Genomic DNA, 22,711 nt, shown 5'->3' on the forward strand with positions numbered 1-22,711 from the left:
ACTGTATGCAGATAAACACTTGTTTCCAGAGCAACAGTTCAGTGTTTGATTCGGCTTCTTTGGGAGGGAGCTGCTCGCGACGGTCGTTAACGATTTCGCGTCTTTTCTGGCTGAACGCGGCGCATGGAGTCCATCGCGAGCAAGCTTCGCCCCTACAGTGAGTTGCAGGTTTTTCTCGGGGCTTTATGCGTTTTCTTCGGCGGCAATTTGAGGGATGGGTTGGCAAAACCAATCCTCAACGTCCGCGCCGGCGCCCAGCGCGAGTTGTTACCCACCCGGTCGAGAATGCAGTAAGTCACCTCCAGCCGCAGATCTTCACCAGCCTCGACAATGATCGCCGGCGGCACCCAGACCTGGATGGGTTTGCCGACATCGCCCGCCTTGAGCCTTGGCAGATCCATGCGCACATCGCCCCAGCGCAGGGTGATTTCGTCGTCGACCGCCATGTTCCGATAAGGCTCGATGGTCAGCGGTACGCCGCGCTTGATCTGGTTCGGATTCACGCCCTGACGGCGAATCGTTGCGGGAATGCTCACCGGCGCCAGGCCTTGGTTTTCGTCGCCGCACAAGGCTGATGGCTGGCCACCTGGACAGTCCAGTTTGACCTGCACGCGCCGGGCGGCTGACACCGCCTGGCCTCGGCCCACCTGCATGATCCGGTAGTGGATGCGTGCGGTACCGTTGGTGATGAAACTTTCGGGTACCCGCAGCTGAACCGGCTGGCCGACGTCAGTGGCTGTCAGCACCCGGGAAGCGACGTAGCAGCTGTCCCAGAACAGTTCGATCAGGTCTCCCTTGTCCATTGTGGGGTAGGGCGCAATGTCGATCAGCAAGTGCGCGGCGCAGGCGATGTTGATGTCGGTCTTGTGAGATTGCGCCAGGGTCGGGGCCGCAAGCCTGGCTTGGTTCGAAATGCTTGTCATGGAACGTCTCCTTGAAGACTTGCAGCGAAGTTCATGTCTGAAAAAAGAAGATATGAAGTTTCAGTAGCAAAGCCGTTCATTACTTTGAGTTGAAATAATGAGCGGGCGCAATGAAGGGCGCCGGTTGGAGACTAGATAAGAGCGAGCATGAAGGGGTGTCAATGGAGTGAGTTGGCCGGATACAAAAACGCGTGTTATTCAGAAAGTTCCTACGCCGGCAAGTTAATAAACGCTATGGTTGCGTCGAAGTTGACTATAAGTGATGGGGGGGTTATGGATGAAGTGCCTGTGTCATAGGCTTTTGGCGGTTCGCCATTGCTGGGCGTGCAGGCAGGAAAAATATAAATATGTACAGCGCAAGCTGACAAAAAGTCTGTTGTTCAACTTCGGTAATTGTAGGGTGTTGCGAGAGGGTAGTAACTTCCGTCCGTGGAAGTTGACAACTTTTTTCAGGAAGTTTTCAGCTGTGTGAGTTGTTCAGGAACTTGCTGAGAAACTGCTTGGTGCGTTCTTCTTTCGGGTTGGCAAACAGCGCCTTGGCTTCACCTTGTTCGACGATCACGCCCTTGTCGAAAAACACCACACGATTAGCCACATCACGGGCGAAGGCCATTTCGTGGGTCACGATGACCATGGTGCGATTCTCCTCGGCCAGGCCGCGGATAGTCGCCAGCACTTCGCCGACCAGCTCCGGGTCGAGGGCTGAGGTCGGTTCGTCGAACAGGATCACTTCCGGTTCCATCGCCAGCGCACGGGCAATCGCCACGCGTTGTTGCTGGCCCCCCGAGAGACGGCGCGGATACGCGTCTTCCTTGCCCGCCAGTCCTACCTTGGCCAACAGCTTTTTAGCCAGGGCAATGGCATCGTCACGCGGGACCTTCTTTACAACAATAGGGCCTTCGATGACGTTTTCCAGGGCAGTGCGATGGGGGAACAGGTTGAAGTTCTGGAACACGAAGCCCACGTGCTGGCGCAAACGGCGCACCAGGCCCTGCTGCTGGTTCAATGGACGGCTGCCATCGATTTCGATGTCGCCGACCTTGATCCGGCCGCTGGTGGGTTCTTCCAGGAAGTTCAGGCAACGCAGGAACGTGGTCTTGCCCGAGCCGCTGGGCCCGATGATAGCCACGACCTCACCTTCCTTCACTTGCAGATCGATGCCGTTGAGCACGACTTGACCCTTGAACTGCTTTGTCAGTTTTTCCACGACAATCATTGGGTCAGGACTCCAGATCGTGCCGATTGACCCGGGCTTCCAACTGGTTCTGCAGGTGCGACAGCACCGTGGCCAGGACCCAGTAGATCAGCGCGGCGGCAAGGTACATGGTGAAAATTTCGAAGGTACGGGCGGTGATCAGTTGTGCCTGACGGAACAACTCCGGCACCTGGATGGTGGCTGCCAGCGCGGTGTCCTTGACCAGCGAAATGAAGCTGTTGCCCAGCGGCGGCAATGCAGTGCGCATCGCCTGCGGCAAGATGGCCCGGCGCAGGGTTTGCGCGCGGGTCATGCCGATACTGGCAGCGGCTTCCCACTGGCCGCGCTCGATGGAGCTGATCGCGGCCCGCAGGATTTCACAGGCGTAGGCAGCCATGTTCAGCGAAAAGCCGATCAGGGCCGCCGGCAGCGGATCGAGTTCCAGACCCAATTGCGGCAGGCCGTAATAGATCACGAACAGTTGCACCAGCAACGGCGTGCCGCGAAAGAACGACACGTAGATGCGGGCGATCCAGCTCACCAGCTTGAAGCGCGACAGGCGCATAAGCGCCAGGCCGAACCCCATCACCAGGCCGAAAAACATCCCGCCCAGGCTCAAGATCACTGTGTAGTACGCGCCCTTCAGCAAGAAGGGCGCGGAGTCCAGTGCGAGTTGAAAAGCCTCTTCCATTATTGAGTGACGTCAGCGCTGAAATATTTTTCCGAAAGCTTTTTCAGCGTACCGTCGGCACGCAGCTTGTCGATGGCTTTGTTCACAGCTGCCAGCAGCTCAGGCTCGCCTTTGCGCAGGGCAATGCCGGCTTCCTGGCGGGAGAACGCTTCACCGGCAGCCGCGGTGTCCTTGGCCTTCCTGGCGTATTCCAGCGCGGCCAGACGGTCGATCAGGATGGCATCGATGCGGCCGACACGCAGGTCCTGGAACTTGGTCGGATCATCTTCGTAGGTGCGCACGTCAGCGCCCGGCACATTGGCTTTGACCCACTGCTCGTAGTTGGTGCCCAGGCCTACGCCGACTTTCTTGCCACTCAGGTCGGCAGCGGTCTTGATGGTGTCTTTGTTCTTGGTCAGGGTCAGCGCCTGAATCCCGGAAACGGTGTACGGCTCGGAGAAGTCATACTTCTTCTTGCGCTCTTCGGAAATGGTCACCTGGTTGATCACGGCGTCCAGACGCTTGGATTCCAGCGCCGCGAGGATGCCGTCCCATTTGGTCGGTTGCAGTTTGACCTTCACGCCCAGCTCTTTGGCCAGGGCCTCGGAGAATTCGACTTCGAAGCCGGCCAGTTTGCCGTCGGCGTCGACGAAACTGAATGGCGGGTAAGTGCCTTCCAGGCCGACGTTGATAACGCCTTTGTCCTTGATCTGTTGCAGCTGTTCACCGGCAACCGCCTGGCCAATCAGGCCAGCGCTCAGTGCCAGGCCCAGCGAACCCACCAGCAGATTTCGACGTAATGCGGAAAAATTCATGACAAGCCCCTGTGTTTTCTTATGGAAGACGCTTTTAAAAAGGTTGGCGAAATCGGGAATTGGACGACAGCGCTATCCTGCCTTAAAGCAGCGAACGCGTCTCTCGGGAAATTCGCGTATAGCATGACTATATGATGGCGTTTTTAGAATAGAAAATAATGATTTTTCTATTTGTTATTCCAATTTTGAATACTTAGGGTTTTTCCTGTGGGAGCGAACTTGCTCGCGATGGTCGTCAACGATAACGCTGTCAACCTGGCACCCCAGGGTGCCCTGTCGTTCATCGCGAGTATTCGAGCGTCGACCGGCTGCTCCTGCAGGGTCACAGAAAATCCTTGTAGGCAAACAACGCTGGCGCCCCGCCGGTGTGCAGGAAGATGATCGGCCCTTCATCGAAACGCTGACGCCCGATGCCATCGAGCAATCCGGCCATGGCCTTGCCGGTGTAGACCGGGTCGAGCAGCAGGCCTTCCTGACTTGCCACCAGCTTCACCGCCGCCAATGTCCCGGCGTTCGGCTCACCATAGCGCGGCCCGAAATATTCGTCCCACAACTCGACCTTGAAACGCTCCGGCAGGTTCACACCCAGCAACTCGGCGGTGCGCTCCGCCAGGCTTTGCACTTTCGGGAACTGATCTTCTTCGCTGCGCGAAACCGTGACGCCGATCACCGGCAAATCCGGCAGCGCTTCGCTCAGTGCCAGCGCCAGGCCGCTGTGTGTTCCGGCGCTGCCCGAGGCCAGGACGACGGCGGCAAAATTCAGCCCTGTGTCCTTGATCTGCTCGGCCAGTTCCAGCCCGGCACGCACGTAACCCAGGGCGCCCAGTGCGTTGGAGCCACCAATCGGTACCAGATATGGTTTCTTGCCATTGCTGCGCAGACGAGAAGCCAGGGCGTGCAATTGGTCGTCGGCATTGTCGAGGTTTTCCACCTGCTCGACCTTGGCATCGAACAGGTCCAGCAACAGCCGATTGCCGTTGCCGACATAGTTGGCGTCGTCGGTGCCGAGGGGATTTTCCAGCAGGGCGACGCAGCCGAGGCCTAGCTTGGCGGCAATCGCGGCAGTCTGGCGTACGTGGTTCGATTGCAGGGCGCCAGCGGTGATCAAGGTGTCGGCACCCTGGGCCAAGGCGTCGGCGGCGAGGTATTCGAGTTTGCGCAGCTTGTTGCCACCCATGGCCAGTGGTGTCAGGTCATCGCGTTTGACGTACAGATCGCGGCCCAGCCAGGTCGACAGACGTTCGAGTTTTTCCAGGGCGGTGGGCTGACCGAGCAGGTCGAGACGGTTAAAGCGGGCAAGCTGTTGTTTGATCATGAGTCCGTACTGGCCGTGAATGATCAAAGGACTATAGGCACGCCCAAAAGACTGGGCAACCTTCAATCGCTTATAGCCAATGGTGCTTACCACAGCACAATTGGTTCTTAATTTGGCTCGCGGACCTTGCCGTAAAGTAATCGCCGTCAGTGCGGCCAGACAGTCCGGCCGCCCGTGAGGAGTTTTTACCGTGAGTGAGCGTTCCAGCCATTGGCAATTGCAGACCATCGTCAGCCAGCTGCGCACCGCGCGTGACCAGTGGCGTGCGCAAAACGGCCGCGCCAGCACCGAGCAGGGTGGTCGCGAGTTGCCGTCCCGGGCGGCCATGGCGGAGATTCTCGAAGCCTTGTGTGGTGCGCTGTTCCCGATGCGTCTGGGCCCGGTGGACCTGCGCGAAGAAAGTGAAGACTTCTACGTCGGCCACACCCTTGATGTCGCGTTGAATGCGCTGTTGGCCCAGGCGCGACTCGAATTGCGCTATGCCGCGCGCCACAGTGCCCAGGCCGAGAACGAGGTCGAGGCCAAAACCATCCAGATCATTCAGGATTTCGCCCTCGCTCTGCCGGGGCTGCGCAGCCTGCTGGACACCGACGTGCTGGCGGCGTATCACGGCGATCCGGCGGCGCGCAGCGTCGATGAGGTGCTGTTGTGCTATCCGGGCATTCTGGCGGTGATTCACCATCGCCTGGCCCACCATTTGTATCGCGCCGGGCTGCCGTTGCTGGCGCGGATCAGCGCGGAAATCGCCCACTCGGCCACTGGCATCGACATTCACCCCGGCGCGCAGATCGGCCGCAGTTTCTTCATTGATCACGGGACCGGCGTGGTGATCGGCGAGACCGCGATCATTGGCGAGCGGGTGCGGATTTATCAGGCCGTGACCTTGGGCGCCAAGCGCTTCCCGGCGGATGAAGACGGTCAGTTGCAGAAGGGCCAGCCGCGGCATCCGATTGTCGAGGATGATGTGGTGATCTACGCCGGGGCGACGATTCTGGGGCGGATTACCATCGGCAAGGGTTCGACCATCGGCGGTAACGTCTGGCTGACCCGCAGCGTGCCGGCGGGCAGTAACCTGACCCAGGCGAATCTGCAGCATGATGATGGGACGCAGAAGTAAGGTCTTGAAGCTTCGGTGACTGAACCGGCCTCTTGGCGAACAGGCTCGCTCCCACAGGGAAATGCATTCCTATTGTGGGAGCGAGCCTGCTCGCGAATGATTTCAAGCTGTATAGAGACAATGGCATTCGGCCAATTCTCCACTGAGCGAATCCCCCAAACCCCGCCTCAAACCCCTGCTTGAGCTAGTGTTCAAACACGACCGCCCAGCCCTGCGATTAGTCCTTAGCACCCTATCCATGTTTAACTTGAACGTTCATTCAAGTTAAACCGGTGGTTCGCTGCCCGCTCACAACAGGAGGCTTGCCTTTGCTGAGTCCGATTTCTACAGCCACGATTTACCCCTTCGAGGTGCACCGTTCATGAGTGCATCATCAATTCCTTCAAGCGGCCAGGTCCGCATGAACCCGCCGGTGTTCTGGTTCGCGGCGAGCTTCATTCTGTTGTTCGGCGTTGTGGTCATGGCCATGCCCGAGCAGGCCGGTGCCTGGCTTCTGGCGGCGCAAAACTGGGCGGCCAACACGGTTGGCTGGTACTACCTGCTGGCGATGACCCTGTATCTGGTCTTCGTGGTGGTCACCGCGTTATCGGGCTACGGCAAGATCAAACTCGGTGCCGACCACGACGAGCCCGAATTCAGTTACCTGTCCTGGGCGGGCATGCTGTTCGCCGCCGGGATCAGCATCACCTTGTTTTTCTTCTGCGTGTCCGAACCCTTGACCCACATGCTGCAGCCGCCGCAAGGCGAGGCGGGCACGGCGGATGCGGCGCGCCAGGCAATGCAGGTTCTGTTTCTGCACTGGGGGCTGCATGGTTGGGGGGTGTTCGCTTTTGTCGGCATGGCGCTGGCCTACTTCGCTTACCGCCATAACCTGCCGCTGGCCCTGCGCTCGGCGCTGTATCCGCTGATCGGCAAGCGCATCAATGGCCCCATCGGTTACGCGGTGGACGGCTTCGGCATCATCGCCACGGTGTTCGGCCTCGGCGCCGACATGGGCTTTGGTGTGTTGCACCTTAACTCGGGTCTGGACTACCTGTTCGGCATCGCCCATACCCAGTGGATTCAAGTCGGACTGATCACGCTGATGATGGGCGCGGCGATCATTGTGGCGGTGTCGGGCGTCGATAAAGGCGTGCGGGTGATGTCCGACATCAACATGCTGCTGGCCTGCGCGCTGCTGCTGTTCGTGTTGTTCGCCGGCCCCACGCAGCACCTGCTCAACACCTTGATCCAGAACCTCGGTGATTACCTCGGCGCCTTGCCGATGAAGAGTTTCGACCTGTATGCCTACGACAAGCCCAGCGACTGGTTGGGTGGCTGGACAGTGTTCTATTGGGCCTGGTGGATTGCCTGGTCGCCGTTCGTGGGCCTGTTCATCGCGCGGATTTCCCGTGGCCGGACCATCCGCGAATTCGTCTTCGGCGTGCTGTTGATTCCGCTGGGTTTTACCCTGGCGTGGATGTCGATTTTCGGCAACAGCGCGATCGATCAGGTGCTCAATCACGGCATGTCAGCGCTGGGGATGTCGGCCCTCGACAACCCGTCGATGACCCTTTACCTGTTGCTGGAAACCTACCCGTGGAGCAAAACCGTGATTGCAGTCACGGTGTTCATCAGTTTCGTGTTCTTCGTCACTTCCGCTGACTCCGGCACCGTGGTGCTGTCGACGCTGTCCGCCAAGGGGGGTGGCCCGGATGAAGACGGGCCGAAATGGCTACGGGTGTTCTGGGGCGCGATGACCGCGTTGGTGACCAGTGCGCTGCTGTTCTCCGGCAGCATTGATGCGCTGAAGTCGGCGGTGGTGCTGACCTCGCTGCCGTTCTCGCTGATCTTGCTATTGATGATGTGGGGGCTGCACAAAGCGTTTTATCTGGAATCGCAAAAGCAAATCGCGCAAATGCATTCCCTGGCGCCGGTGTCCGGTTCGCGGCGTGGTGGTTGGCGCCAGCGCCTGAGTCAGGCGGTGCATTTTCCATCGCGGGACGAGGTGTATCGCTTCCTCGATTCGACAGTACGGCCGGCCATCGAAGAGGTGTCGGCGGTGTTCATCGAAAAAGGGCTTAGCGTCGTTACTCATCCCGAACCGGTCAATGACAGTGTCAGTCTGGAGATCGGCCATGGCGATCAGCATCCGTTTATCTACCAGGTGCAGATGCGCGGCTATTTCACGCCGTCGTTCGCCCGTGGCGGCATGGGCTCCAAAGAGCTCAACAACCGTCGTTACTATCGGGCCGAGGTGCATTTGAGCGAGGGCAGTCAAGATTACGATCTGGTGGGTTATACCCGCGAGCAGGTGATCAACGACATCCTTGATCAGTACGAGCGGCACATGCAGTTCTTGCACCTGGTGCGTTGATCGGGTTTTCACGTCTCGGTGGTCAGCACCATGAACAACACCAGCGCCGCCACCGGGACACCGAACACGGCGCTGCCGACCACCAGCTCTGTACTTAATGGCTGGCCGGCGTGAACCATGCCGACCGCGCCATTGATCAACGTCAGCGCCAGCCACAGCACGATAAAGCTGTAAGCCAGGACTGAGCGGGTGAAGCCGATTTTTTCGCCGATGTAGAGCATCAGGGCGAGGAGGATCAGGCCGAAGGTGATGATGATGGTGGTGTGCATGTTGGGTTTTGTCCTGCAGATGTGATTGCCCTTGAGGCTGCCTTCGCGAGCAGGGTTCGCGGTTCACCTCGGTATCAGCTTGAGCATAGTTAAACCAACCCACCATTGACCCGCAGAATCTGCCCGTTGACCCACGCCGACTCCGGCCCGGCCAAAAAGGACACGACGCGGGCGATATCTTCCGGCTGCCCCAAACGCTCCAGCGGTGCCATGTTGGCGAAATTCTGGATCTGCTCCTCACTCTTGCCATGCAAAAACAGATCAGTCGCAACCGGCCCGGGCGCTACCGCATTGACGGTGATGTTGCGCCCGCGCATTTCCTTGGCAAACACCTGGGTCAGGGACTCCACAGCCGCTTTGCTGGCGATGTACACGGCATAGCCCGGCAGGTTCAGACCGACGGTGCTGCTGGAGAAGTTGATGATCCGGCCACCGCTGTTCAGACGCGTAGCGGCCTCACGCAGGGTGTTGAAAGTACCGCGGGCGTGAATGTCGAAGGTTTGCTCAAACAACTCGTCGCTGTGTTGCGCCAACGGCATGACCTTGAGAATGCCGGCGTTGTTCACCAACACATCGACCTTGCCCAACTGTGTTTCGGTCTCGTCGAACATCCGGCGCACGTCGTCAGCCTTGGCTACGTCAGCCATGATCGCTATGGCTCGATGGCCGGCCTGACGCAATTCCACCACCAATCTGGACGCTTCGCTGGCGCTGCTGGCGTAGTTAATGGCGACAGCGAAACCTTCGCTGGCCAGTTGCTTGGCGATGACTGCGCCGATGCCGCGAGAGGCACCGGTGACGATAGCCACTTTCGAAGTTTGAGAGGTCATGGGCGGTGTTCCTGTTGATGGGGTGTGAAGCCAATTTCACATGTTTACTCAGGCCGATAAATGCACCAGAGTTGCCTTGACTGTTCAAAAATCGCCAACAATCGAGGAGCCCGCTGTGGATCAGGTCAAAGCGATGAAAGTGTTCGTCCGGATCTATGAGCGCAGCAGCTTTACCCTGGCCGCGAATGACCTGGATCTGCCGCGCGCGACGCTGACCCACACCCTGAACCAGTTCGAAGCCTGGCTCGGTACACGTCTACTGGAGCGCAGCACGCGCAAGGTGCGCCCAACGCTGGATGGTGAGGCGTACTACCGGCGTTGTGTGCAATTGCTGGCTGAGCTGGAAGAGGCCGAACTGGCATTTCGCAGCGTGGCACCAAAGGGACGATTGCGCGTGGATTTGCATGGCACCTTGGCCAGGCATTTCGTGATCCCGGCCTTGCCGCAATTCATGGCGCGTTACCCGGACATCGAACTGTCCATCAGCGAAGCCGACCGCCTGGTTGATCTGATCGGCGAAGGCGTCGACTGCGTGCTGCGAGCCGGCACTCTGAGCGACTCCGCCCTGATCGGCAAACGTGTTGCCAGCTTGCGCCAGATCACCTGCGCCAGTCCCGCCTACCTGCGTAAGTATGGCGAACCGAAAAGCCTCGACGACCTGAAAAATCACCGCGCCGTCAACTACGTTTCCCGCACCACCGCCAAGCAGTTCCCCTTCGAATTCATGGTCGATGGCCAGCTCAGGGAAGTGACTATCGAAGGCGCGGTGTCGGTGTCTGGCGCAGAAATCTACGCCGCTTCGGCCATCGCCGGCCTCGGCCTGATCCAATGCCCGCACTACCGTATGGAAACGCAAATCGCCCAAGGGCTGATCAAGGAAATCCTCATCGACACACCACCGCCACCGATGCCGGTCTCGGTGCTCTATCCGCACAACCGACATATGTCGCCTCGGGTCCGGGTGTTTGTGGATTGGTTGGGGGAGGTGTTTGCGGGGGCGAGATAAAGGTTTTTTTTTGCGTTTGTCATGCGTCGAAGATGAAATCTGTGAAACGTTTCAGCAATTAGTCGAGTCCACGGTTTTTTAGCGTTTATCTGGGCGTATGCTGGGCGACTGGCGAAGCAGTCGAGACCAGATTCAAGACCGACAAGAGAGGATTCGATGACTTACACCGCTGCCGAAAACCGTTATGACTCCATCCCTTACCGCCGCGTGGGCCGCAGCGGGCTGGTGCTGCCCGCATTGTCCCTTGGCCTGTGGCACAACTTTGGCGACAGCACGCCGATCGACACCCAGCGTGCGCTGTTGCGTACGGCGTTCGACCTGGGCATCAACCATTTCGACCTGGCCAACAACTACGGCCCGCCGTACGGCAGCGCCGAAATCAACTTTGGCCGGCTGCTGCGTGAAGACTTCAAGCAGTATCGCGATGAGCTGATCATCTCCAGCAAGGCCGGTTGGGACATGTGGCCCGGCCCTTACGGTCAGGGCGGCGGTTCGCGCAAGTACGTGCTTGCCAGCCTCGACCAGAGCCTGCAACGCTTGGGTCTGGATTATGTCGACATCTTCTACTCCCACCGTTTCGATCCAGATACTCCGCTGGAAGAAACCGCCAGCGCACTGGCCGCTGCGGTGCAACAGGGCAAGGCGCTGTACATCGGCATTTCGTCGTATTCCGGGGTGAAAACCCGGGAAATGGCCGCGTTGCTCAAAGAATGGAAAGTGCCGTTGCTGATCCATCAGCCAGCGTACAACCTGCTCAATCGCTGGGTGGAAAAAGACCTGTTGGACACCACTGATGAACTCGGCACCGGTGTGATTGCCTTCACGCCGTTGGCGCAGGGATTGCTGACGGACAAGTACCTCAACGGCGTGCCGGCGGATGCGCGGGTGAATCGTCCGGGGGGTGGTTCGTTGCAGGCTGCTCATCTGTCCGAAGCCAACATTGCTCATGTGCGGGCGTTGAACGAAATTGCCAAGCGTCGTGGTCAGAGCCTGGCGCAACTGGCGCTGGCCTGGACCCTGCGTGATCCGCGTGTGACCTCGGCGCTGATCGGCGCGAGCCGGCCGGAGCAGATCATCGAGAACGTCGGGGCGTTGAAGAATTTGAGCTTTAGCGCAGAGGAGTTGGCAGAGATTGATCGGTTTGCCCAGGAGGGTGGGATCAATCTTTGGGAGAAGCCTTCGACGGCTGAGTAAGTGTTGGGCGCCGGATTTTGCGGTGCCTGTTCCGGCCTATTCGCGAGCAGGCTCGCTCCCACTGTGGATCTGTGTTGACACAAACCCTGTGGGAGCGAGCCTGCTCGCGAAGGGCCTTCAAGGCCACTAAAGCACTTCAGGGTTCAGCGAAAGAACGGAACATCCCCCAACACCGTCGCCCGCTGCATCACCCGCCGTGCCGGCCGGTAATCATCCACCGCGTAATGCTGGGTCACGCGGTTGTCCCAGAACGCGATGTCGTCTTGCTGCCAGCGCCAGCGAATGGTGAATTCCGGTCGGGTGGCGTGGGCGAACAGGAACTTCAGAATCGCTTCGCTTTCGGTCTCCGACAATTCGTTGATCTTTGAGGTGAAGCCTTCATTGACGAACAGCGAACGGCGCCCGCTCACCGGGTGCGTGCGGATCACCGGGTGCGACAGCGGCGGATTCTTGCGTCGTGTTTCTTCCCATTGGGCCAGTGCCTCAGGCGTGTTGCCGTAGCGTTCCAGCGGGAACGAACGGGTAAAATCGTGGGTGGCGGTCAACCCTGCGAGCAGGGTTTTCATCGGTGCGGACAAGGCTTCGTAGGCAGCTATACCACTGGCCCAGAGGGTATCGCCGCCAAACGCCGGCAGCAGCTTGGCGCTGAGTACCGCGCCCATGGCCGGGGTCGGCAGGAAGGTCACGTCGGTGTGCCAGATCGCATTGTCGCGCACGTCGGTCACAGCGGTATCGAGGATCAGCACCTCCGGTTGCTCCGGGACGTTCGGGTAGATCGGGTGAATGTGCAGGTCGCCGAAATGGGCGGCGAAACGTGCCTGTTGCTGCGGCGTGATGGGCTGGTCGCGGAAGAACAGAACCTGATGCTTGAGCAGCGCTTGCTCGATGGCGTCGCGCTGCTCCAGGTTCAGCGGCTGGCTGATATCGACGCCGCTGATTTGCGCGCCGAGGGCGAAGCTTAAGGGGACGATGGTCAGATTACTCATAGTCTTCTCTTCAAATCAGGTATCGAGCTTTTGTGGGAGCAGGAAAGAAAATCAGTGGGCCTGGCCATGCCACGGCACGAGTTTGCGTTGCAGGGCGCGCAAACCCATTTCCATGGCGAAGGCGATCAGCGCGATCACCAAAATCCCCAACACCACCACATCGGTGACCAGGAACTGCGCGGCGGATTGCACCATGAAGCCCAAACCGCTGGTGGCAGCGATCAGCTCGGCGGCGACCAGCGTCGACCAGCCCACGCCCAGGCCGATTCGCACCCCGGTCAAAATGTCCGGTAGCGCACTCGGCAGAATCACATGGCGAATCAACTGCGACCGTGTTGCGCCCAGCGACTGCGCGGCGCGCAATTTGGCCGGGTCGACGGTACGTACGCCCGTAGCGGTCGCGATGGCGATCGGCGCGAAAATCGCCAGGTAAATCAGCAGGACTTTCGACAGTTCACCGATGCCGCACCAGATCACGATCAACGGCAGATAAGCCAACGGCGGAATAGGGCGGTAGAACTCGATCAGCGGATCCAGTACGCCACGGGCGATACGGTTGGCACCGATGGCAATCCCGACCGGCACGGCAGTGAGTACCGCAAAGCCAAGGCCCAGCCCAATTCGGCCGAGGCTCGCGCCCAAGTGCTGCCACAGGGTCGAATCCATGTAACCGCTGGTCACCAGTAGCCAGCCTTTTTGCAGCACGGCGGAAGGTGGCGGCAGGAACAGCGGTTCGATCAAACCGCTCGCCGTTACGCCCCACCAGATGACAATGAGCACCACCAGCGTCAGCAGGCTGATCCAGCGAGTGCTTAAGCTGCGACGGGGCGCAATCACGGTGGTGCCGTTTTTTACCGCGGCGGCAGGGATTTCGTAGCTGCTCATGCGTGCTCCTGACGCTGGATGGCACTGCGTTGGGAGAACACTTTGGCGAGTACGTGTTCGCGGGTTTCGATAAAGCGCGGGTCGGATTTGATCGAGCGGGCCGATTCACCGGCGGCGTAACGCTGACCGAAATCCAGGCTAAGACGCTCAACGACTTGCCCGGGATTGGGTGCCAGCAAAATCAGGTCGGTGGCGAGGAACACTGCTTCTTCAATGTCGTGGGTAATCAGGAAGACCGGTTTTGCAGTGCGGCGCCAGACTTGCAACAGCAGTTCCTGCATCTGTTCGCGGGTAAAGGCGTCGAGGGCGCCGAAAGGCTCGTCCATCAGCAGCACACGCGGGTCGGCGGCGAGCGCGCGGGCCAGGCCGACGCGTTGTTTCTGGCCGCCTGAAAGCTGCCATATGCGGCGGTTTTCAAAACCGGAAAGGTCCACCAACGCGAGCATTTCCCGGGCTCGGATTTCGCGTTTGTCCCGAGCGATGCCAGCCAGTTCCAGGCCGAAACCCACATTGGCCAGCACGTCCTGCCAGGGCAGCAGGGCATCATCCTGAAACACCACGCCGCGTTCGGCGCTCGGACCGTTGACTGGCACGCCATCGAGGGTGATACGTCCGGCGCTGGGTTCGACAAAACCGGCAATCAGATTCAACAGCGATGTCTTGCCACTGCCGGACGGGCCGAGGGCGACCAGCAACTGCTGGGGCCCCAGGGTCAGGGAAATATCCGCCAGCACAGGTGTAGGGCTGCCTGGGTACTGTGCGCTGATGCGCTCCAGCTGTAGCAAGGCCATCGCGGTTAACTCCCGATCAGTTGGTGATGAACTTGGCGCTGACGTATGGCGCGTAGTCCGGCAGTACCGCCTCAACCTTGCCCTGCTCCTTGAGGAACACGGCCGTATCGGTAATGGCTTTAGTGGTCGGTGCGCCGAGGCTGGTCACTTGATCGGCCGCCAGTGGGTAGACGTTGCCTTGCAGCAGCAGAGGAATGTCGCTGGCCTTGGCGCCGGAGAGTTTCACCAGCTTGTCGACGTTGCTTTGGTTGGCGAGCCAGGCTTGCGGGTCCTTGCGGTAATCGGCGTAGGCATCCAGGGTCACTTTGGCGAAAGCAGTGACGATTTCCGGGTGCTTCTCGGCGAAGTCCTTGCGCACGATCCAGGCATCGAAGGTTGGCGCGCCGAACTTGGCCAGTTCACCGGAGGTGATCAGCACTTTGCCGTTTTCTTTCGCTACGCCGAGTGCCGGATCCCACACGTAGGTGGCGTCGATATCGCCGCGTTTCCATGCCGCGATGATGGCCGGCGGGGCAAGGTTGAGGACGGTGACTTTCGACGGGTCGATGTTCCAGTGCTTCAACGCGGCCAGCAGGCTGTAGTGACCGGTGGAAACGAATGGTACGGCGATTTTCTTGCCGATCAGGTCTTGTGGAGTCTTGATCCCGGAACCGTCGCGGGCCACCAGGGCTTCGGCGGCGCCGATCTGGGTGGCGATGAGGAAGGTTTCCACCGGGACTTTGCGGGTGATGGCCGCGGTCAGCGGGCTGGAACCGAGGTAGCCGATCTGCACGTCGCCGGAGGCGATGGCGGCGATGATGTCGGCACCGTTATCGAATTTTCGCCAGCTGATGTCGGCCTTGGTGGCTTTTTCGTAAGCACCGTCAGCCTGTGCGACTTTCGCCGGGTCAACGGTGGTCTGGTAGGCGACGGTGACGTCAGCCGCCTGGGCAAACAAACTCGCCGCAGCCAAAGATGCGGCCGCCAGCAAGCGAAGAGGGAAAGTCAGTTTCATGGGAAAGCTCCTTGTCAGGCGACCGAGAGTCGGTGTGAAAAGGAGACTAAATGATATAAGAATTCGAAAATAAATAACTTTTTCGAATGAGCTTATGAGCGGAAAATTCTAAGCAGGAGTGTAAATCGCTATCCCTGTGGGAGCGGGCTTGCTCGCGAAGAGGGACTGTCAGCCGACATCAATGTTGACTGGTGCACCGTCTTCCCGAGCAAGCCCGCTCCCACAGGGGGGGCGCGTTTTCAGGTTAGTTGCTGATCGCCAGAATGCTCGCCTGATACGACCCGACAAACACATCGAAATCGCCCACCTCGTTCTGCTCCAGCTCAACTTGCTCAGCGAGCGATGAACGTGCGCGCTCTTCAAACTTCGCCTGGTCTTCGCTGGACAGTGGTTCGCTACGGAAATACTCCGCATGAGCCTGGCTTTGGCGCAACGAGAACTGGGCAAAGCTTTCCTTGTGCTCGGCCATCGCCGCCAGCACCTGGGCCGATGGCGTCAGGGACGGGTCCTGGACCTTGGCCAACTGGGCATCCAGCGCCTTGCTGTGGGCATCGCCGCCATGGCTCTGGTCGAGCAGCGCGGCCAGCGGTGCGATGTTTTCCAGCAGTTCGCCAGCCCACTCTTTCAGGTCCACCGGGTGGCCGTCGCGTTGCAGTTGCAGGCCCGGACGCCGGCCTTCCTTGACCACGCTGAGGAAATTCGACGTCGCGTTGCCACAGCTGGTGCTGGTCAGCAGCGGGCTATCGTTCAGGGCGCAGTACAGCAGGAAGGCGTCGAGGAAACGTGATTCGGTGATGTCGATGCCCATCGGCAGGAACGGGTTGATGTCCAGGCAACGTACTTCGACGTACTGGATGCCGCGGGCCATCAGTGCCTGGATCGGACGCTCACCGGAATAGGTCACGCGTTTCGGACGGATGTTGGAGTAGTACTCGTTTTCGATCTGCAGGATGTTGGTGTTGAGCTGAACCCACTCACCGTCCTTGTGCGTGCCGACCTCGACATACGGTGCATACGGCGTGGCCACCGCTTTGCGCAGGCTGTCGGTGTAGCTGACCAGGTCGTTGTAGCATGGGGTCAGGCCAGCCTGGGCGTTGCTCTGGTAACCCAGGTCGCTCATGCGCAGGCTGGTGGCGTACGGCAGATACAGGGTATCCGGATCCAGCTGTTCCAACTGGTGCGAACGACCACGCAGGAAACCGGCGTCCAGGGCCGGCGACGCACCGAACAGGTACATCAGCAGCCAGCTGTAGCGGCGGAAGTTGCGGATCAGGGCGATGTAGGACGACGACTGGAAGTCGCGGTCGGTGCCGACAACACCCTCAGCCGCCTTGAGCAGCGGCCAGAGTTTTTCCGGCAGGGAAAAGTTGTAATGGATCCCCGCGATGCACTGCATGGTCTTGCCGTAGCGCAGGGCCAGGCCCTTGCGGTACACGTACTTGAGCTGACCGATGTTGGAGGTGCCGTAATAGGCGATCGGGATATCTTCCTCGGCCGGCAACGGGCACGGCATCGATGGACTCCACAGGTACTCGTTGCCGAGCTTGCTGTAGGCAAAACGGTGAATGCTGTCCAGGCTCGCCAGCGTATCGGCAGGATCGGGCAGGGCCGGGGTGATGAACTCCAGCAGCGACTCGGAGTAGTCGGTGGTGATCTGTTCATTGGTCAGCGCGGAACCCAAGGCTTCCGGGTGCGGCGTTTGCGCCAGGCGACCTTCGCCGGTCACGCGCAGGCATTCACGTTCGATGCCGTGAAGGCACTGTTCGAGCAGAGAGAGGTTAGCGCGCTCGCCGAGCAGGGCCAGGCGGCGGTTGAGAAGTTCGCTCAAGTTGGATTCCTTCACGCGTCAGTCGCCCCAATATGGGGGTGGGTAAGACGGTCTACAAGGGTGAAGTTGAAACTGGCGTTTTCGCCTGGTTTTTGGACTGATCAGCACAATCCCCCATGGGAGCGAGCCTGCTCGCGAAGAGGGACTGTCAGCCGACCAGGTTGTCGTCTGACCTACCGCCTTCGCGAGCAGGCTCGCTCCCACAGGATTCAATGCGTCGAAATTACCTCAAATCGATGACGGCTAGCTACAGGACAGCGAACGTGCCTTGCGCTTTTGCGACCAGTTTGTCGCCTTGCATCACGTCGGCTTCGACCACCAGCGTGCGGCGGCCCGGGTGGATCACCCGCGCCGTACACATCACCTCGCCGTCGGCGACGGCGCGGATGTAGTTGATCTTGCACTCGATGGTCGCGCTCTGCTGGTCAAAGCCGTGGGTGCTGGAACAGGCCAGCCCCATGGCAATGTCCACCAGACTGAACAGGGCCCCACCGTGCAGCTTGCCGCCACGATTGCGCAACTGCGGTTCAAGCCCCAGGGCGACTTGCGCCACCCCGGTTTCCAGGCTGTGCAGACGACAGCCCAGGAGCCTGAAAAACGCGCTTTCGGTCAGCCCGGCCGGGATGTCCATCAGCGTTTCTTCAACTGCTTGGCGTTGGCGAACAGCGAAGCCATGGCGTTGTTGGCCGGGGCCGCCGCCGGGGTTTCCTTGCGTGGTGCGCTGTTCTGGGATTGGCGTGGCGCCGAGCCTGGACGTGCGCCACGGGCACCGTCGATTTTCTCGCCCGGGGTGTCGCTCATGCGCATCGACAGGCCCACGCGCTTACGCGGGATGTCGACTTCCATGACCTTCACTTTCACCACGTCGCCGGCCTTGACCGCTTCACGCGGATCCTTGATGAACTTCTCCGAAAGTGCAGAGATGTGCACCAAACCGTCCTGATGCACGCCGATGTCGACAAATGCGCCGAAGTTGGTCACGTTGGTCACCACGCCTTCGAGGATCATGCCCAGTTCCAGATCCTTGAGATCTTCGACGCCTTCCTGGAACTCGGCAGTCTTGAACTCCGGACGCGGATCGCGCCCTGGTTTTTCCAGTTCTTGCAGGATGTCGGTGACGGTCGGCAGGCCGAAGGTCTCGTCGGTGTATTTTTTCGGGTCCAGGCGCTTGAGGAACGCGGCATCGCCGATCAGCGAGCGGATGTCGCGGTCGGTTTCTGCGGCGATGCGCTGCACCAGCGGGTAGGCTTCCGGGTGCACGGCGGACGAATCCAGCGGGTTTTCGCCGTTCATGACGCGCAGGAAGCCAGCCGCCTGTTCGAAGGTTTTCTCGCCCAGCCGCGCCACTTTCTTCAACGCTGCGCGGGTTTTGAACGCGCCATGCTCGTCGCGGTGGCTGACGATGTTCTGCGCAAGGGTCGCGTTGAGGCCGGAAATCCGTGCCAGCAGCGCCACGGATGCGGTGTTCACGTCCACGCCGACGGCGTTCACACAGTCTTCGACCACGGCATCCAGGCCGCGCGCCAGTTTCAACTGCGACACGTCGTGCTGGTACTGGCCGACACCGATGGATTTCGGATCGATTTTTACCAGCTCGGCCAGTGGGTCCTGCAGGCGACGGGCAATGGACACGGCGCCGCGGATCGACACGTCGAGGTCCGGGAATTCCTTCGAGGCCAGTTCCGACGCCGAATAAACCGATGCACCGGCTTCGGAAACCATGACCTTGGTCATCTTCATGGCTGGGTATTTTTTGATCAGTTCGGCGGCCAGCTTGTCGGTTTCGCGGCTGGCGGTGCCGTTGCCGATGGCGATCAGGTCCACCGAGTGCTTGGCGCACAGGGCCGCGAGAATAGCGATGGTCTGGTCCCATTTGTTGTGCGGTACGTGCGGGTAAACCGTGGCGTGATCCAGTAATTTGCCGGTGGAATCGACCACGGCCACCTTGCAGCCGGTGCGCAGGCCCGGGTCGAGGCCCAGGGTGGCGCGCGGGCCGGCCGGGGCCGACAGCAGCAAGTCGTGCAGGTTGTGGGCAAAAACGTTGATCGCTTCGGTCTCCGCGCCGTCGCGCAGCTCGCCCAGCAGGTCGGTTTCCAGGTGGGTGTAGAGCTTGACCTTCCAGGTCCAGCGCACTACTTCGCCCAGCCATTTATCGGCCGGACGGTTCTGGTTCTGGATACCGAATTGCTGGCCGATCATGCCTTCGCACGGGTGCATGGTGCCTGGAAGCTCATCACCCACTTTCAATGCGGAACTGAGAATGCCTTCGTTGCGACCACGGAAAATTGCCAGGGCTCGGTGCGATGGCATGCTTTTGAGCGGTTCGTCGTGTTCGAAGTAATCGCGGAACTTGGCGCCTTCCTCTTCCTTGCCGGCGATCACGCGGGCACTGAGAGTGGCTTCCTGCTTGAGATAGTTGCGCAGCTTGTCCAGCAGGCCCGCGTCTTCAGCAAAACGCTCCATCAGGATGTACTTGGCCCCTTCGAGGGCGGCCTTCACATCGGCCACGCCTTTTTCAGTGTCGACGAAACGTGCGGCTTCGACCTCCGGTGTCAGACTCGGGTCGTTGAACAGACCGTCAGCCAAGTCGCCGAGGCCGGCTTCCAGGGCGATCTGGCCCTTGGTGCGGCGCTTCTGCTTGTACGGCAGGTACAAGTCCTCGAGGCGGGTCTTGGTGTCGGCGAGCTTGATGTCGCGTTCGAGTTGCGGGGTCAGCTTGCCTTGCTCCTGGATGCTGGCCAGGATGCTGATGCGCCGTTCGTCGAGTTCTCGCAGGTAGCGCAGACGCTCTTCCAGATGACGTAGCTGGGTGTCATCGAGGCTGCCGGTCACTTCTTTCCGGTAACGGGCGATGAAGGGAACGGTAGAGCCTTCATCGAGTAGCGCGACGGCCGCTTCGACCTGTTGTGGGCGTACGCCGAGTTCTTCGGCAATGCGGCTGTTGATGCTGTCCATAAAACCACCTGACAAATTGTGAAAGCAGGCTCGCAGGCGCAGGGATAACGGCCTGGCGAGTCTGGTTGAGCGGCCTGGCCTGCGCCGCTACCTGGATCAAAAGGTATCCCGTTGACCCGTGAAATCGAACAATTACTGCCGGCGCCATAAAAATAAAAAGCGGCCGCCCGGCGTAACGATCAGACGTTGCCTGACACAAAAGGCCGCGCATTATAACCAGCGTTCTGCCCTTCGGGGGGTATCGCAGGCTGTAGGCAAAATGCCTGGATTCCTGGCGGGGAAGGAAAAATCTGCTAACAATGCACACGGTGCGTATAACGGCAGCTACGCCATAATGCGCGCCGAGATCAAAGGAGCATCCAATGAGCAGCACTGCAAACATTGCTGAAGGCGAAAAAATTCTTATTGTTGACGACGATCCGGGGCTCAGCAGCCTGCTGGAGCGTTTTTTCGTCAGCAAGGGCTATCGCGCCCGCGCCGTACCGAACACCGAGCAAATGGACCGCCTGCTGGCACGCGAAGTGTTCAACCTGGTCGTTCTCGACCTGATGCTGCCCGGCGAAGACGGCCTGACCGCCTGCCGCCGCCTGCGCGGCGCGAACAATCAGATTCCAATCATCATGCTGACCGCCAAGGGCGACGAGCTGAGCCGCATCAAGGGCCTTGAACTGGGCGCCGACGATTACCTGGCCAAGCCGTTCAACCCGGACGAACTGATGGCGCGCGTCAAGGCCGTCCTGCGTCGTCAGTCTGCACCGGTGCCGGGCGCGCCAGGCAGCGAAGACGAAAGCGTGACCTTCGGTGACTACGAGTTGTCCCTGGCCACCCGCGAACTCAAGCGCGGTGAAGAAGTGCACATGCTCACCACCGGTGAGTTCGCCGTACTCAAGGCCCTGGTGATGAACGCTCGTCAGCCTCTGACCCGCGACAAGCTGATGAACCTGGCCCGTGGCCGCGAATGGGATGCGCTGGAGCGTTCCATCGACGTACAGATTTCCCGTCTGCGCCGGATGATCGAGCCCGATCCGTCCAAGCCGCGCTACATCCAGACTGTCTGGGGCGTGGGTTACGTGTTCGTTCCGGATGGCGCCGCCACCAAGTGATCGGCGATTTGCAGTAGCGGGTCGTGCGGGCAACGGTCGGCTGACCTTGCCCGCAGACTTGCGACCCGCAATATGCGAGCATCGCTCGTTCCTGCAAGTGTGTAGCGCTTAACTATGAAAACCCCGGTTTGGTTCCCCCAGAGTTTCTTTTCCCGCACCCTTTGGCTGGTGCTGATCGTCGTTCTGTTTTCCAAGGCACTGACCCTGGTCTATCTGTTGATGAACGAAGACGTGCTGGTGGACCGCCAATACAGCCACGGTGTCGCGCTGACGTTGCGTGCCTACTGGGCGGCCGATGAAAACAACCGTGACAAGATAGCCGAAGCCGCGACCCTGATCCGGGTGGTGGGTGCCGGCGTGCCGGAAGGCGAGCAACACTGGCCTTACAGCGAAATCTATCAGCGGCAGATGCAGGCTGAACTGGGTGCCGATACCGAGGTGCGATTGCGCATGCACTCGCCACCGGCATTATGGGTTCGAGCGCCAAGCCTGGGCGACGGCTGGCTGAAAGTGCCGCTGTATCCGCATCCGTTGCGCGGTCAGAAAATCTGGAATGTACTCGGATGGTTCCTGGCCATTGGCTTGCTGTCCACTGCATCGGCTTGGATTTTCGTCAGTCAGCTCAACCAACCCCTGAAACGTCTGGTCTACGCTGCGCGCCAACTCGGCCAGGGTCGCAGCGTGCGACTTCCAATCAGCGATACGCCGAGTGAAATGACCGAGGTTTATCGCGCCTTCAACCAGATGGCCGAAGACGTCGAGCAGGCCGGTCGCGAGCGTGAGCTGATGCTGGCCGGGGTGTCCCATGACCTGCGCACACCGCTGACCCGCTTGCGGTTGTCCCTGGAGCTGATGGGCGACCGAAGCGACCTCACGGATGACATGGTCCGCGACATCGAAGACATGGACGCGATTCTCGACCAGTTTCTCGCGTTCATCCGCGACGGTCGCGACGAATCGGTGGAGGAGGTGGACCTGAGCGATCTGGTTCGCGAAGTCGCCGCACCGTACAACCAGAACGAAGAGAAAGTGCGCTTGCGCCTGGAGCCGATCCAGCCGTTTCCATTGCGCAGGGTGTCAATGAAACGTCTATTGAACAACCTGATCGGCAATGCCTTGCATCACGCGGGCAGCGGGGTCGAAGTGGCGGCGTATGTGTCGGGGGATACCAGTGCGCCGTACGTGGTGCTGAGCGTCATGGACCGTGGTGCCGGGATCGATCCATCGGAGCTGGAAGCGATCTTCAACCCGTTCACACGGGGTGATCGGGCCCGGGGCGGGAAGGGCACCGGGTTGGGGTTGGCGATCGTGAAGCGGATAGCTTCGATGCACGGCGGCAATGTTGAACTGCGCAACCGCACCGGCGGTGGGCTGGAAGCGCGGGTGCGCTTGCCGTTGGGGTTGTTGTTGCCGCGGGATGCGGTCTAAAGGCGGAAATCTTCAGGGGGGCTAGTGGCCTCTTCGCGAGCAGGCTCGCTC

The 22,711-nt window shown here is 60.1% G+C and carries 20 protein-coding genes; 6 read left to right on the forward strand and 14 right to left on the reverse strand.

Going from position 1 to position 22,711, the window contains the following annotated elements; translation table 11 throughout:
- Positions 1-152: 152 nt before the first annotated feature.
- The 5 genes from AC07ZE_RS01720 to AC07ZE_RS01740 all read right to left on the reverse strand — a co-directional run bounded on the left by AC07ZE_RS01720 (position 153) and on the right by AC07ZE_RS01740 (position 4,918).
- Positions 153-923, reverse strand: a complete 771-nt coding sequence (locus AC07ZE_RS01720; protein ID WP_207260404.1) for a hypothetical protein — start codon at positions 921-923, stop codon at positions 153-155.
- A gap of 460 nt (positions 924-1,383) precedes the next feature.
- Positions 1,384-2,139, reverse strand: coding sequence for an L-cystine ABC transporter ATP-binding protein TcyN (tcyN, locus tag AC07ZE_RS01725; RefSeq protein ID WP_207260406.1), 756 nt, complete (start codon positions 2,137-2,139; stop codon positions 1,384-1,386).
- 4 nt (positions 2,140-2,143) lie between these two features.
- A complete protein-coding gene (tcyL, locus tag AC07ZE_RS01730) occupies positions 2,144-2,809 on the reverse strand; it encodes a cystine ABC transporter permease (protein ID WP_170948607.1) in 666 nt (221 codons plus the stop codon).
- A complete protein-coding gene (gene tcyJ / locus AC07ZE_RS01735; RefSeq protein ID WP_137805931.1) occupies positions 2,809-3,603 on the reverse strand; it encodes a cystine ABC transporter substrate-binding protein in 795 nt (264 codons plus the stop codon). The genes tcyL and tcyJ overlap by 1 nt, the downstream gene beginning before the upstream one ends.
- A gap of 322 nt (positions 3,604-3,925) precedes the next feature.
- On the reverse strand, positions 3,926-4,918 hold the full coding sequence (locus tag AC07ZE_RS01740) for a D-cysteine desulfhydrase (RefSeq protein ID WP_207260409.1): 993 nt from the start codon (positions 4,916-4,918) through the stop codon (positions 3,926-3,928).
- A 190-nt stretch (positions 4,919-5,108) separates the two neighbouring features.
- Between AC07ZE_RS01740 and epsC the strand changes: the two genes are divergently transcribed.
- Both epsC and betT read left to right on the forward strand, forming a co-directional pair.
- Positions 5,109-6,035 carry a serine O-acetyltransferase EpsC gene (epsC, locus tag AC07ZE_RS01745; protein ID WP_095192392.1) on the forward strand — a complete coding sequence of 309 codons (927 nt, stop codon included), beginning with the start codon at positions 5,109-5,111 and terminating at the stop codon, positions 6,033-6,035.
- A 400-nt stretch (positions 6,036-6,435) separates the two neighbouring features.
- Entirely contained in the window at positions 6,436-8,391 is a 1,956-nt protein-coding gene (betT, locus tag AC07ZE_RS01750; RefSeq protein WP_207267742.1) for a choline BCCT transporter BetT, read from the forward strand.
- Positions 8,392-8,399: 8 nt separating this feature from the next.
- Here the strand turns inward: betT and AC07ZE_RS01755 are convergent, their stop codons facing one another.
- Both AC07ZE_RS01755 and AC07ZE_RS01760 read right to left on the reverse strand, forming a co-directional pair.
- A complete protein-coding gene (locus AC07ZE_RS01755; RefSeq protein ID WP_207260411.1) occupies positions 8,400-8,660 on the reverse strand; it encodes a hypothetical protein in 261 nt (86 codons plus the stop codon).
- Between the two features lie 89 nt (positions 8,661-8,749).
- Positions 8,750-9,490 (reverse strand): SDR family oxidoreductase, encoded by a 741-nt coding sequence (locus AC07ZE_RS01760; RefSeq protein WP_207260413.1) that lies wholly within the window; start codon positions 9,488-9,490, stop codon positions 8,750-8,752.
- A gap of 115 nt (positions 9,491-9,605) precedes the next feature.
- On the opposite strand from AC07ZE_RS01760, the gene AC07ZE_RS01765 reads away from it, so the two are divergent.
- Both AC07ZE_RS01765 and mgrA read left to right on the forward strand, forming a co-directional pair.
- Positions 9,606-10,496, forward strand: a complete 891-nt coding sequence (locus AC07ZE_RS01765) for a LysR family transcriptional regulator (RefSeq protein WP_207260416.1) — start codon at positions 9,606-9,608, stop codon at positions 10,494-10,496.
- A 156-nt stretch (positions 10,497-10,652) separates the two neighbouring features.
- Positions 10,653-11,690 carry an L-glyceraldehyde 3-phosphate reductase gene (gene mgrA, locus AC07ZE_RS01770; protein WP_207260421.1) on the forward strand — a complete coding sequence of 346 codons (1,038 nt, stop codon included), beginning with the start codon at positions 10,653-10,655 and terminating at the stop codon, positions 11,688-11,690.
- A gap of 143 nt (positions 11,691-11,833) precedes the next feature.
- Here mgrA and tauD read toward each other — a convergent pair whose 3' ends face one another.
- The 7 genes from tauD to AC07ZE_RS01805 all read right to left on the reverse strand — a co-directional run bounded on the left by tauD (position 11,834) and on the right by AC07ZE_RS01805 (position 20,129).
- The gene (tauD, locus tag AC07ZE_RS01775) at positions 11,834-12,676 is read right to left on the reverse strand and encodes a taurine dioxygenase (protein WP_207260427.1); all 843 of its coding nucleotides are present in this window, start codon (positions 12,674-12,676) and stop codon (positions 11,834-11,836) included.
- Positions 12,677-12,727: 51 nt separating this feature from the next.
- A complete protein-coding gene (gene tauC / locus AC07ZE_RS01780) occupies positions 12,728-13,561 on the reverse strand; it encodes a taurine ABC transporter permease TauC (protein WP_207260428.1) in 834 nt (277 codons plus the stop codon).
- Positions 13,558-14,352, reverse strand: a complete 795-nt coding sequence (tauB, locus tag AC07ZE_RS01785; protein ID WP_207260430.1) for a taurine ABC transporter ATP-binding subunit — start codon at positions 14,350-14,352, stop codon at positions 13,558-13,560. The genes tauC and tauB overlap by 4 nt, the downstream gene beginning before the upstream one ends.
- Positions 14,353-14,368: 16 nt before the next feature.
- Positions 14,369-15,346, reverse strand: coding sequence for a taurine ABC transporter substrate-binding protein (tauA, locus tag AC07ZE_RS01790; protein ID WP_095192383.1), 978 nt, complete (start codon positions 15,344-15,346; stop codon positions 14,369-14,371).
- Positions 15,347-15,590: 244 nt separating this feature from the next.
- The gene (gene gshA, locus AC07ZE_RS01795; RefSeq protein ID WP_207260437.1) at positions 15,591-17,174 is read right to left on the reverse strand and encodes a glutamate--cysteine ligase; all 1,584 of its coding nucleotides are present in this window, start codon (positions 17,172-17,174) and stop codon (positions 15,591-15,593) included.
- A 247-nt stretch (positions 17,175-17,421) separates the two neighbouring features.
- Positions 17,422-17,805 (reverse strand): PaaI family thioesterase, encoded by a 384-nt coding sequence (locus AC07ZE_RS01800; protein WP_095192381.1) that lies wholly within the window; start codon positions 17,803-17,805, stop codon positions 17,422-17,424.
- On the reverse strand, positions 17,805-20,129 hold the full coding sequence (locus AC07ZE_RS01805; RefSeq protein ID WP_137805919.1) for a Tex family protein: 2,325 nt from the start codon (positions 20,127-20,129) through the stop codon (positions 17,805-17,807). The genes AC07ZE_RS01800 and AC07ZE_RS01805 overlap by 1 nt, the downstream gene beginning before the upstream one ends.
- 362 nt (positions 20,130-20,491) lie before the next feature.
- Between AC07ZE_RS01805 and ompR the strand changes: the two genes are divergently transcribed.
- Positions 20,492-21,232, forward strand: a complete 741-nt coding sequence (ompR, locus tag AC07ZE_RS01810; RefSeq protein WP_020795794.1) for an osmolarity response regulator transcription factor OmpR — start codon at positions 20,492-20,494, stop codon at positions 21,230-21,232.
- 114 nt (positions 21,233-21,346) lie between these two features.
- On the forward strand, positions 21,347-22,660 hold the full coding sequence (locus tag AC07ZE_RS01815; RefSeq protein WP_095192379.1) for an ATP-binding protein: 1,314 nt from the start codon (positions 21,347-21,349) through the stop codon (positions 22,658-22,660).
- Positions 22,661-22,711: the final 51 nt, after the last annotated feature.

The sequence above is a fragment of the Pseudomonas sp. GW101-3H06 genome (assembly GCF_059424605.1).